The following is an 11,588-nucleotide window of genomic DNA, read 5'->3' as shown; positions in this document are numbered from 1 at the left end:
CGGACCGCACCGCGTGGTGCGGTCCGCCCGGGGTCGTCGTGCGGGGCGTGGGCCGGGGGGCCGCCGAACGGTCGGACCTGCCGGGTCCCGCCGGCCGTCTCAGCCGGCCACGGTGGCCAGGATCAGCTCACGCACGCGCGCGGCATCGGCCTGGCCCTTCATCGCCTTCATGACCTGCCCGATGAGGGCGCCGGCCGCCTGCTCCTTGCCGCCGCGGATCTTCTCCACGATGTCCGGGTTGGCCGCGACCACGTCGTCCACGGCCGCCTGCAGCGCGCCGTCGTCGGACACCATCGCCAGCCCGCGGGCGTCGGCCACCTCGGTGGGGCTGCCCTCGCCGGCGAGCACGCCGTCGAGCACCTGGCGCGCCATCGAGTCGTTGAGGCGGCCCTCGGCGACCATGCCGTCGAGCTCGGCCACGGCGGCCGGGGTCAGGCCGGCGCCGGTGCCGTACTCCTCCACGGTCTGCCCGGCGTCGTTGGCCCGGCGGGCCACCTCACCGGTCCACCACTTGCGGGCGCCGGCCGGGGTGGCGCCGGCGGCGATGGTGGCCTCGATGAGGTCCACCGCACCGGCGTTGAGCACGTCACGCATCTCCAGGTCGGAGAAGCCCCACTCGCCCTGCAGGCGTGCACGACGCTTGGCCGGCATCTCCGGCAGCGAGCCGCGCAGGCGCTCCACCTCGTCGCGGGCCGGGGCCACGGGCACCAGGTCCGGCTCCGGGAAGTAGCGGTAGTCGTCCGCATCGGACTTGGGGCGGCCCGAGGTGGTGATGCCGGTGTCCTCGTGCCAGTGGCGGGTCTCCTGGAGGATCGACTCGCCGGCCTTCAGCACGGCGGCGTGGCGGGTGACCTCGTAGCGGACGGCACGCTCGATGCTGCGCAGGGAGTTGACGTTCTTGGTCTCCGTGCGGGTGCCCAGCGGCACCTGGGCCTGCTCGTCGTTCACCCGGCCGAGCACGTGCTCGGAGCCGGCCTTGGCGCGCAGGGACACGTTCGCGTCGCAGCGGACGTTGCCCTGCTCCATGCGCACGTGGCTGACGTCCAGGGCCTTGAGCAGGTCGCGCAGGGTGGAGACGTACGCGCGGGCCACCTCGCCGACGCGGTCACCCGCACCGAGGATCGGGCGGGTGACGATCTCGATGAGCGGGATGCCGGCGCGGTTGAAGTCCACCAGCGAGTGCGTGGCGCCCTGGATGCGGCCGGTGGCACCACCCACGTGCGTGGACTTGCCGGTGTCCTCCTCCATGTGGGCGCGCTCGATCTCCACGCGGAAGACCTCGCCGTCGTCCAGCGTGACGTCCAGGTACCCGTCGTGGGCGATCGGCTCGTCGTACTGCGAGGTCTGGAAGTTCTTGGGCATGTCCGGGTAGAAGTAGTTCTTCCGGGCGAAGCGCGAGGTCTCGGCGATCTCGCAGTTGAGCGCCAGGCCGATGCGGATGGCCGACTCGACCGCCTTGGCGTTCACCACCGGCAGCGCGCCGGGCAGGCCCAGGCACACCGGGCACACCTGCGTGTTGGGCTCCGCGCCGAACTCCGTGGGGCACGGGCAGAACATCTTGGTGTTGGTGTTGAGCTCGACGTGCACCTCGAGCCCGATCACCGGGTCGAAGTCCGCCATCGCCTTCTCGAACGGGACGACCTTGTCCGTGGTGCTCGCCATGCTCAGGCCTCCTGCTGCGGGTCGGTGGTGGCGGGGGCGTCGGTGCGCGTGCCGGCGGCGTCGACACCGGTGGACACGCTGTGCGCGGCGCCGGGCACCGCATCGGGCACGGCGGGGACCAGACGGCGCACCGGCTCGCGGCCCTCGGCGGCGTCGGCGGTCTCGATGAGGGCCTCCACGGCGGCGGCCACGCGGTACATGCGCGCGTCCTCACCGGCGGGGGCGATGACCTGCAGGCCGGCGGGGAGCCCGTCCTCGGCGGCCAGGCCCATGGGCAGTCCCATGGCGCAGTTGCCGGCCAGGTTCACCGGGATGGTGGCGATGTCGTTGAGGTACATCGCCAACGGGTCGTCGACCTTGGCTCCGATGGGGAAGGCGGTGGTCGGCGCCGTCGGGGAGAGCAGCACGTCGCACTGCTCGAAGGCGGCGTCGAAGTCGCGCTGGATGAGGGTGCGCACGCGCTGGGCCTTGCCGTAGTAGGCGTCGTAGTAACCCGAGGAGAGGGCGTGGGTGCCCAGGATGATGCGGCGCTTCACCTCCTCGCCGAAGCCGGCGTCGCGGGAGGCGGCCATGACCTGCTCGGCGCTCGGGGCGTCCACGCCCTCGGGGCCGGTGCGCAGGCCGTAGCGCATGGCGTCGTAGCGAGCCAGGTTGGAGGAGGCCTCGCTGGGGAGGATGAGGTAGTAGGCGGCCATGCCGAGCGCGAACGACGGGCAGGACACCTCCACGACCTCGGCGCCGGCCTCGCGCAGCTGGGCCACCCGCTGCTCGAACAGGTCCTTGATGCCGGCCTGATAGCCGTCCACCTCGGTGAGCTCCTTGACCACACCGACGCGCAGGCCCTTGAGCGCCTCGGCGCCCTGGCCGGCGGCGCCCGCGGTGGCGGCCTCGAGGGCGGCCGGGGCGGGGGCGTCGATGCTCGTGGAGTCCTGCGGGTCGTGGCCGCCGATCACCTCGTGGAGGGCGGCGGAGTCGGCCACGGTGCGCGAGCACGGGCCGATCTGGTCCAGCGACGAGGCCAGGGCGATGACGCCGTGGCGCGAGACGCTGCCGTAGGTGGGCTTGGAGCCGACCGAGCCGGTGACGGCCGCGGGCTGGCGGATGGAGCCACCGGTGTCCGAGCCGATGGCCAGCGGGGCCAGGTAGCCCGCCACGGCCGCCGAGGAGCCACCGCCGGAGCCGCCGGGGATGCGGGTGACGTCCCACGGGTTGCGGGTGGGGCCGAAGGCCGAGTGCTCGGTGGAGGAGCCCATGGCGAACTCGTCCATGTTGGTCTTGCCCAGGATGGGCATACGGGCGTCCTTGAGGCGGCGCACGATCGTGGCGTCGTAGGGCGGCACGAAGTGCTCCAGCATGCGCGAGCCGGCCGTGGTGGCCAGGCCCTGCGTGCACGCGATGTCCTTGACGGCGATCGGCACGCCGGCCAGCGGGTGCAGCTCCTCGCCGGCGGCGCGGGCGGCGTCGACCTCGCGGGCCGTGGCCAGGGCGCCCTCGGCGTCGACCTGCAGGAAGGCGTGGAGCACGCCGTCGACCTGCTCGATGCGGTCCAGGTGGGCCTGGACGAGCTGCTCGGAGGTGAACTCCCCGGCGCGCAGGCCCTCGGCCATCTCCAGAGCGGTCTTCGTCACCAGCGGGTCGAGCGCGTCGACGGCGGTGGTGTCGCGGGGGGTGGGGGTGGTCGTCATCGGCTCGCTCACTCCTCGTCCAGGATGCGGGGCACGCCGAAGCGGCCCTCCTCGGCCAGCGGGGCGTTCGCAAGCGCCTGCTCCTGCGTCAGCCCGGGGCGCACCTCGTCGGCGCGCATCACGTTGGTCAGGGGGATGGGGTGGGACAGGGCGGGCACGTCGTCAGAGGCGCCGTCGTTGATCTGCGCGACCCACTCGACGATCTGGTCGAGCTGGCCCGCGAGGCGGTCGAGCTCACCGTCCTCGAGGTGGATGCGCGCGAGGCTCGCGACGTGCGCGACGTCATCACGGGAGAGAGCGGACATGCGGCGCAGTCTACGAAAGGTGCCGGGGACTCCCCCGCGCGGGCGCGGCCGAGGACGGGGCCCGCGGACGAGCCGCAGGCGGGGTCGGGTCAGAGCCTCCGACGCAGGGCCCGCGCGAGCACCTGCGCGTGGTTGTTCTCGGTGTCGCGGGCACCGAACAGCAGGGTCACGACCTCGTGCCGGCGGGCCTCGCGGGCGAGCTCGGCCAGCGCGTCGGCAGCAGGCTCCTCCTGCAGCTCGGCGGTGTAGCGCTCGGCGAACTCCTCGAAGCGCGCGGCGCGCTCGTCCCCCTCGACGGCGTGGAACCACTTCCTGAGCCCGGTGGACGGAGCGACCTCCTTCGGCCACAGGTCGTGCGGGAGGGTCTCCTTGCGGGTGCCCCGCGGCCAGAGCCGGTCCACGAGCACGACGAGGCCCTCGGTGCCGCCCGGGTCCTCGACGTGGTCACGGACCCGGCGGGTGCGGACGTTCGTCACGCGCCGGCGCCCTCGGGGGCGGCTCCCCCGGCGCGTGCCGCTCCCCCGTCGGCGGCGCCCTCACCGGCGAGGCGGTCGCGGACGAAGGACGGGGCCGGGTTGGTGACCGGCTCGAGGTCGACCACCACGGTGGGCACCACCTCGTTGCCGCCGTTCACCGACCGGACGAAGGCCGAGGCCTCGTCGTCCTCCCAGACGTTCACCCACCAGGCGCGCTCGGCGAGGTCGCCGAGGCCGCGGCGCAGGCGGGCACAGAAGCCGCAGCCCGGGCGCCAGTAGACGACCACCTCGCGCTCGTCGGCGGGCAGGGCGGTCACCTCGGCGTGTGTCGTGGCGCGGCCCTCCGGGGCGCCGGTCGCTCCGAACAGGCCCACCTCAGGCCTCCTTCCGGTCGTGCTGGGCGCCCTGGGCGTCCGGTGCGGCGTCGCCGTGGCCCGCGGGCGCCTCCTCGGCATCGTCCTCGGGCGTCACGCCCTCGACCCGGCCAGTGGCCAGCAGCTCGGCGAACTGGTCCTCGTCCAGCATCGGCACGCCGAGCTCCTCGGCCTTGGCGGCCTTGGACCCCGCGTTGGCCCCGACGACGACGTAGTCGGTCTTCCGCGAGACCGACCCAGCGGCCTTGCCACCGCGCGTGAGGATGGCCTCCTTGGACTCGTCGCGGCTCCAGCCCTCGAGCGAGCCGGTGACCACGACGGTGAGGCCCTCCAGAGTGCGCGCCACGGACTCGTCGCGCTCGTCGGCCATGCGCACGCCGGCCGCGGCCCAGCGGTCCACGATGTCGCGGTGCCAGCCGTTGTCCTCGCCGGAGAACCACTCGGTGACCGCCTCGGCGATGGTGGGGCCCACGCCCTCGACCGCGGCGAGCTCCTCGGTGGACGCGGTACGGATGGCCTCCAGCGAGGCGAAGTGCGCCGCGAGCGCCCGGGCGGCCGTGGGCCCCACGTGGCGGATGGACAGGGCCACCAGCACGCGCCACAGCGGCTGCGCCTTGACCTGGTGCAGGTTGTCGAGCAGGCGCACGCCCACCGCGGAGAGCACGCGGCCGTCGCGGACCCCGCCGGGCGGCAGCACCCCCTCGGGGTCGCCCTCCTCGGCGGCGGCCGCCTCGGCCTTCTTCGCCGCCCGCGTGTACAGCTCGGTGCGCAGCAGGTCGTCGGCCGTGAGGTCGAAGACGCCGGACTCGTCGGTGAGGACCCCCGCATCGAGCAGAGCGCCGGCACCCTCCCAGCCGAGCGACTCGATGTCGAACGCCCCGCGCCCGGCCAGGCCGAACAGCCGTTCGCGCAGCTGGCTGGGGCAGGAGCGGGAGTTGGGGCACCGGATGTCCTTGTCGCCCTCCTTGGCCGGGGCCAGCGAGGTACCGCAGGAGGGGCAGTGGGTGGGCATGACGAACTCGCGCTCGGAACCGTCGCGCTTCTCGGCCACCGGACCGAGGATCTCCGGGATCACGTCGCCGGCCTTGCGCAGCACCACCGTGTCGCCGATGAGCACGCCCTTGCGCTTCACCTCGTGGGCGTTGTGCAGCGTGGCCATGGCCACCGTGGAGCCGGCGACCGTGACCGGCTCCATGACACCGAAGGGCGTGACGCGTCCGGTGCGGCCGACGTTCACCTGGATGTCCAGCAACGTGGTGGTGACCTCCTGCGGCGGGTACTTCCACGCGATGGCCCAGCGCGGCGCACGGGAGGTGGCTCCGAGCTGGCGCTGGACGGCCACCTCGTCGATCTTCACCACCACGCCGTCCAGCTCGTGCTCGGCGCTCTCCCGGTGCGTGCCCCAGTGCTCGATGTAGGCGCTCACCTCCTCGAGGGAGTCCACCACCCGGGCGTGGGAGGTGACGGGCAGCCCCCAGCCGGCGAGCACCTCGTAGGCCTGCGACTGGCGGGTGATGTCGAAGCCCTTCCGCGCCCCGATGCCGTGCACGATCATCCGCAGCGGGCGGCTGGCCGTCACGCGGGGGTCCTTCTGGCGCAGCGAGCCGGCGGCAGCGTTGCGTGGGTTGGCGAAGGCCGCCCTGCCGGCCTCCACCTGGCGGGCGTTGAGCTCGGCGAACTCCTCGATGGGCAGGAAGACCTCGCCGCGGACCTCCACCAGGGGCGGCACGTCGACGGTGGCGGTGCGGGCGTCGTCGGCGTCGTCCGGGCGCGTGAGCTGGTGCGGCACGCCCTCGATGGTGCGCACGTTGAGGGTGATGTCCTCACCGGTACGGCCGTCGCCGCGGGTGGCGGCGCGCACCAGGCGGCCGTCCTCGTAGGTGAGGTTCACCGCCAGGCCGTCGATCTTCAGCTCGCACAGGTAGTGCAGGTCGGTGGTGCCGGCGTCGGCGCGGGAGCGCTCGTACCAGGCGGCCAGCTCCTCGGACGAGAAGGCGTTGTCCAGGCTGAGCATGCGCTCGGCGTGGTCGACGGCGGCAAATCCCGTCTCGAAGACCGGGGCGCCGACCTCCTGGGTGGGGCTCTCCGGGGTGCGGAGCGAGGGGTGGGCCTCCTCGAGCTCCTCGAGCTCACGGAACAGGGCGTCGAAGTCCGCGTCCGGGATGGTCGGCTTGTCGAGGTAGTACGCGAAGCGGTGCTGGCGGACCTGCTCGGCGAGCTCCTCCCAGCGGTGGCGCACCGCCTCGTCCGGCTGGTCCGGGGAGTCGGTGGCGTGCGGGTCGGCCGGGGCGTCGGTCGTGCTCGAGGTGTCGCTCACGGCATCGATTCTGCCGCAGGACACCGACGACCTCCCCGTCGTGGTGGACGAGGAGGTCGTCGGGGCTCGGTGCCGGGGCGTCAGCGGGCGGCCACCCGCACCAGCTTGTGGTTGGCGAACTCCTCGACGCCGAAGGACGCGAGCTCGCGCCCGAAGCCGGAGTTCTTCACCCCTCCGAAGGGCAGCGCCGGCATGGTCGTGCCGTGCTCGTTCACGTAGGCCATGCCCACCTCGAGGCGGTCGGCCACCTCTGCGCCCCGCTCGGGGTCCCCGGTCCACACCGAGCCGGACAGACCGTAGGACGAGTCGTTCGCCTGCGCGACGGCCTCGTCGAGGTCGTCGTAGGGGAACACCATCGCGACCGGGCCGAAGAGCTCCTCGGACCAGGCACGCATCTGCGGGGTGATCCCCGACAGCACGGTCGGCTGGACGAACGCCCCGGGGCCCTCGATGCCGGCGCCCCCCGTGTGGACGGTGGCGCCCTTCTCCACGGCGTCGCGCACCTGCTCCAGCAGGTCCTCCTTGGCCTGGGCCGAGGACATGGGTCCGATGTGGGTGCCCTCCGTGCGTGGGTCGCCCACCACCTGCTTCTCGACCCCCGCCACGAGGGTCTCGACGTACCGGTCGAAGGATGCACGCGGCACGAACATGCGCTTGGGCGAGTTGCAGGCCTGGCCGCAGTTGGACATGCGGGCCTTCGCCATGGTGCGGGCCACCGACTCCACGTCGGCGTCGTCCAGGACGATCATCGGGTCCGAGCCACCGAGTTCCAGCACCGCCTTCTTGAGGTGCTTTCCGGCCTGCTCGGCGACGGCGGCACCGGCCCGCTCGCTGCCGGTGAGGGAGACACCACGGACCCGCGGGTCGGCGATCACCTCAGCAGCCTGCTCGTTGCTCATCCGCAGGTTGGCGTACACCCCCTCGGGTGCCCCGGCCTCGGTGAAGAGGTCCTCCATGAGCTGGGCGGACCCGGCACAGATCTGGGCGTGCTTCAGCAGGATCGTGTTGCCCAGCAGGATGTTCGGGGCGGCGAAACGCGCCACCTGGTAGTACGGGTAGTTCCACGGCATGATCCCCAGCAGCGCACCGAGGGGCTCGGTGCGCAGGACCGACCGCTGCGCCCCCTCGGCCTGCTCCAGCTCGCGATCGGCCAGCAGGCGCTCGGCGTTCTCGGCGTACCAGGCGTAGATGGAGGCAGCGAGCTCCACTTCGCCTGCAGCCTGCTTCAGCGGCTTGCCCATCTCCAGGGCGATGGCGTCGGCCAACTCGGTCGACCGCTCGCGGTACGCCGTGGCCACGCGGCCCAGGAGGACGGCCCGCTCAGCGACCGGCGTCGCGGCCCAGGTGGAGGCGGCGGCGTGCGCCCGGTCGATGGCGACCTGCACCTCCTCGTTGGTGTGCTCCTGGAAGGTGCGCACCACCTCGCCGGTGGCGGGGTTCTCAGTGCGGTAGGCGTGAGTCACGATGTACTCCTATCCCGGGCCGTGGGGCCCGTCGCGGAATCCGCCGGTGGGCGGTCTGGCTGCGTCAACGTCCACGGGCGGGGGGTCGTGTTCCCCGCGCGTCGGCGCGGGCCACCACGAGGACGCCGGGGTCAGGGAGCGGGTTGGGGCTCGCGGGTGCGATCGGTGGCCGCGATGGTCCCCGAGCCCACCACCCGCGTGCCGTCGTAGAGCACCACCGACTGCCCCGGCGCCACCCCGCGGACCTCCTCGTCAAGCACCACCGTGAGGAAGGACCCGGTCCCGACAGTCAGGGTGGCCGGGTACTCGGCCCCGTGCGCCCGGACCTGCGCGCCCAGGCGCAGCACCTCCCCCGGCTCCGGCGCCGCCCCGCACCAGCGCACGTGGTCGGCGCGGAGCACGTCCACCCCGAGCATCTCCCGGGGGCCGACCACCACCTGGTTGCTGGCCGGGTCGGTGCGCAGGACGTAGCGGGGCGCCCCGTCGGCGGCCGGGACGCGGAGCGCCAGGCCCTTGCGCTGCCCGACCGTGAACCCGTGCGCCCCGGCGTGCCGCCCCAGGACGGTGCCCTCCACGTCGACGACGTCGCCCGGCCGCTCCCCCAGCCGACGGTTCAGGTAGGCCCGGGTGTCGCCGTCGGCGATGAAGCAGATGTCGTGGCTGTCGGGCTTGCGCGCCACGGAGAACCCACGCTCGGCGGCCTCGGCACGCACCTGCTCCTTGGTGCTGTCGCCGAGCGGGAAGAACGAGCGGGAGAGCTGCTCGGCATCGAGCACCCCCAGGACGTAGCTCTGGTCCTTGGCCGGGTCGACCGCCCGGTGCAGCTCGCGGACCGTCCGAGCCTCCTCGATCGGGCGCACCCCGTCCCGGCCCTCCGCGGGCTGCACAGGGGCCTGCCCCGGTGCCCGCTCGACGATGCGCGCGTAGTGCCCCGTGGCCACGGCGTCGAAGCCGAGGGCCACCGCGCGGTCGAGCAGGGCCGCGAACTTGATGGACTCGTTGCACCGCAGACAGGGGTTGGGCGTCCGGCCCGCCTCGTACTCGGCGACGAAGTCCTCGATGACGTCGCGCCGGAAGCGTTCGGCCATGTCCCAGACGTAGAACGGGATGCCGAGCCGGTCGGCCACGCGCCGCGCGTCGCCCGCGTCCTCCAGGGTGCAGCAGCCACGGGCGCTCTCCCGCAGCGTCTGCGCCGACTGGTTGAGCGCCAGGTGGACCCCGACCACGTCATGGCCCGCCTCGAGCATGCGGGCTGCGGCCACCGCCGAGTCGACCCCACCGCTCATGGCCGCGACCACCCGCAGCCGCCGACCGGATGCCGGTAGGGCGGTGGGCTGGGCGGGAGTGGAGATCTGCGGGCTCGTCATGGGGCTGCCCAGTCTACGGAGGGTCGTCCCACTCCCAGGTGCCGTCGACCAGTCGGGCCGAGAGCCCGTCCCGGTGCACCACGTCGTGGTGGCGACCGCAGAGCAGGGCCATGTTCGACACCCCGGTCGCCCCTCCGTCGGCCCAGTGGACGACGTGATGGGCCTCGCACCACCCCGGCGGCCGCGTGCAGCCCGGGAAGGTGCACCCGCCGTCGCGCTTCGTCATGTGGGCCCGCTGAGGGCCCGTCGCCAGGCGGCGGACTCGCCCCACCTCCAGGGGCGCCCCGTTGGTGCCGAGCACCATCGGGATGACGGCGGCGTCGCACGCAGCCCGCCGCAGCTGCGTGGCGGTGAGCACGTCCCCGTGCGTGGTGGTGCCGAAGGTCGCCTCTCCCCCGTCGTGCAGGTCACCGATCCCCCGACCCCAGCCCTGACGGCGCGACCCTGCCTGGGCGAGCGCCTGCCGCAGCCCGTCGGCGGTCATCGTCACCACCAGGGTGGTGGATCCCGACAGCCCGCACCCGTTGGCGGACTGGGTCCGGTCGGCCGCTTGGGCGCGGCGCACGAGCTCCATGAGTGCATCGGCACGCCGGTGTCCGGGCGTGCGCGTGTCCCGGACCGGTGTCCCGTCGGGCCCCTTGACGGAGCGCGGGGCGGACAGCCCGTGGACGGCCGCACGCAGACGGGCGGCGTCGGGCTGGTTGAGGTCGAGCTGGAAGCGCACGAGCCCGGTGGGCAGCTCCCGTTCGGTGAGACTGCTGCACCGCCGGGCGCGCTCGTCGAGGTCGTCGAGGCGGTCCTCGCCGTAGCGGGCCATGATCTCGCGCGTCAGCCGGCGCAGCGTGCGGCGCGATGCGTCCTTGGACGAGGCGACGGTCAGGTAGTGCCCCAGCACCTCCGACCGGTCGGCACCCGGCAGCAGCGGCATCACCTTCTCGGACTCCTTGAGCGCCACCGCCGCGTGGTCGACGGCCACACCTCCGCCCCACACCGCCTCGGTCAGCGACTCGGCCCCCGGTTCGAGTGAGGCCTCGGCCACACGGGCCAGGGTGTGCGCCCGCCCGGGCTCGGTCACCCCGCCCTGGCGGCGCATCCAGTCGGTGGTGGACGCCGCCCGCGAGTCCCGGACGACCCCGCGGCCGACCGCCTCGGCCGCCACGCCCGCCATGGCGGCCTGCGCGGCACGGGTCAGGTCCTCGAGCGCCTCGAGCACGGTGCCCAACTCGTCGGAGCCGAGCTGCCACATCCGGTGCCGCCAGGCGACGAGCTGCGGGGCGAGCACGCGGACGTCCTCGAGCAGGTCGAGGCTGCGCGGCTCCCCGTGCGTCCGCCGGACGGCCTCCCGCTCGGGCGCAGCCGGGGCCTGTGCCCTGCCGTGGTCGAGGTCCATGCGCCACCCCCTCGGTGCTCCCTGCGATGCCTCGTGTCGTTCCCCGTCGACGCACCCACTCTACTACAGGTGTTCGATTCCATGCAACACCTGTAGTACATCTGTGGATGGGCACCCACCGGTCTCCGCTCGGTCCCGCCGTGTCCCTCGGCCCCGGCACGCGGCCGCTGCCGCGCCCCCTCAGACCTGCCCGGCCACCCGGGCCCGCTCCACCACCCCCGGCAGCGCGGCCGCGGCGCGGTCCACCTCCTCGACCGTCGTCGACCACCCCCAGGAGAAGCGGATGCCGGAGGCGGCCTCGTCGGCGTCACGCCCCATCGCGGCCAGGGTGACGCTCGGCTGGCTCGTGCCCGCCGCGCAGGCCGACCCGCCCGAGGCGGCCACGCCCGCGTCGTCGAGGAGGAAGAGCAGGTCCTGGCTGCGACAGCCCGCGAAGGTCACGTGCGAGACGTGCGGCAGCCGCGGCGACCCCGCTCCCGTCACCCGGGCCGCGGCCACCGCCGCCAGCTGCGCCTCGAACCGCTCCTGCAACCCCCGCAGCCGGGCCTG

General features: G+C 73.7%; 10 protein-coding genes. All 10 read right to left on the bottom strand.

All coding sequences use genetic code 11. The features are described 5' to 3' along the window. Positions 1-99: 99 nt before the first annotated feature. A complete protein-coding gene (gene gatB, locus HMPREF3099_RS05390; RefSeq protein WP_070704977.1) occupies positions 100-1,662 on the bottom strand; it encodes an Asp-tRNA(Asn)/Glu-tRNA(Gln) amidotransferase subunit GatB in 1,563 nt (520 codons plus the stop codon). Positions 1,663-1,664: 2 nt separating this feature from the next. Next, positions 1,665-3,347 (bottom strand): Asp-tRNA(Asn)/Glu-tRNA(Gln) amidotransferase subunit GatA, encoded by a 1,683-nt coding sequence (gene gatA, locus HMPREF3099_RS05385; RefSeq protein ID WP_083323523.1) that lies wholly within the window; start codon positions 3,345-3,347, stop codon positions 1,665-1,667. Between the two features lie 8 nt (positions 3,348-3,355). Then, the gene (gene gatC / locus HMPREF3099_RS05380; protein WP_070704974.1) at positions 3,356-3,652 is read right to left on the bottom strand and encodes an Asp-tRNA(Asn)/Glu-tRNA(Gln) amidotransferase subunit GatC; all 297 of its coding nucleotides are present in this window, start codon (positions 3,650-3,652) and stop codon (positions 3,356-3,358) included. 89 nt (positions 3,653-3,741) lie between these two features. After that, positions 3,742-4,128, bottom strand: a complete 387-nt coding sequence (locus tag HMPREF3099_RS05375; RefSeq protein ID WP_070704971.1) for a DUF488 domain-containing protein — start codon at positions 4,126-4,128, stop codon at positions 3,742-3,744. After that, positions 4,125-4,502: a glutaredoxin domain-containing protein gene (locus HMPREF3099_RS05370; protein WP_070704968.1), complete on the bottom strand. Its 378-nt coding sequence runs from the start codon at positions 4,500-4,502 to the stop codon at positions 4,125-4,127. The genes HMPREF3099_RS05375 and HMPREF3099_RS05370 overlap by 4 nt, the downstream gene beginning before the upstream one ends. A gap of 1 nt (position 4,503) precedes the next feature. Then, positions 4,504-6,819: an NAD-dependent DNA ligase LigA gene (ligA, locus tag HMPREF3099_RS05365; RefSeq protein WP_202816697.1), complete on the bottom strand. Its 2,316-nt coding sequence runs from the start codon at positions 6,817-6,819 to the stop codon at positions 4,504-4,506. 80 nt (positions 6,820-6,899) lie between these two features. Further along, positions 6,900-8,282 (bottom strand): NAD-dependent succinate-semialdehyde dehydrogenase, encoded by a 1,383-nt coding sequence (locus HMPREF3099_RS05360; RefSeq protein WP_070704965.1) that lies wholly within the window; start codon positions 8,280-8,282, stop codon positions 6,900-6,902. 131 nt (positions 8,283-8,413) lie between these two features. Continuing rightward, the gene (gene mnmA, locus HMPREF3099_RS05355; RefSeq protein WP_070704980.1) at positions 8,414-9,586 is read right to left on the bottom strand and encodes a tRNA 2-thiouridine(34) synthase MnmA; all 1,173 of its coding nucleotides are present in this window, start codon (positions 9,584-9,586) and stop codon (positions 8,414-8,416) included. 76 nt (positions 9,587-9,662) lie between these two features. Further along, positions 9,663-11,039, bottom strand: coding sequence for an HNH endonuclease signature motif containing protein (locus tag HMPREF3099_RS05350; protein WP_070704962.1), 1,377 nt, complete (start codon positions 11,037-11,039; stop codon positions 9,663-9,665). A gap of 180 nt (positions 11,040-11,219) precedes the next feature. After that, the coding region (locus tag HMPREF3099_RS05345; RefSeq protein ID WP_141762003.1) for an aminotransferase class V-fold PLP-dependent enzyme at positions 11,220-11,588 on the bottom strand (369 nt) is incomplete at its 5' end.

Origin of the sequence: Kytococcus sp. HMSC28H12 (assembly GCF_001816045.1) — a bacterium.
In the GTDB taxonomy this organism is placed as follows: domain Bacteria; phylum Actinomycetota; class Actinomycetes; order Actinomycetales; family Dermatophilaceae; genus Kytococcus; species Kytococcus schroeteri.
Note: the sequence above shows the minus strand (reverse complement) of the source record. Positions and strands in the feature narration are given on the sequence as shown.

Bases quoted from the DNA above. Each gene is read 5' to 3' on its own strand.
- gatB (WP_070704977.1), bottom strand. From the start codon at position 1,662: ATGGCGAGCACCACGGACAAGGTCGTCCCGTTCGAGAAGGCGATGGCG.
- gatA (WP_083323523.1), bottom strand. From the start codon at position 3,347: ATGACGACCACCCCCACCCCCCGCGACACCACCGCCGTCGACGCGCTC.
- gatC (WP_070704974.1), bottom strand. From the start codon at position 3,652: ATGTCCGCTCTCTCCCGTGATGACGTCGCGCACGTCGCGAGCCTCGCG.
- HMPREF3099_RS05350 (WP_070704962.1), bottom strand. From the start codon at position 11,039: ATGGACCTCGACCACGGCAGGGCACAGGCCCCGGCTGCGCCCGAGCGG.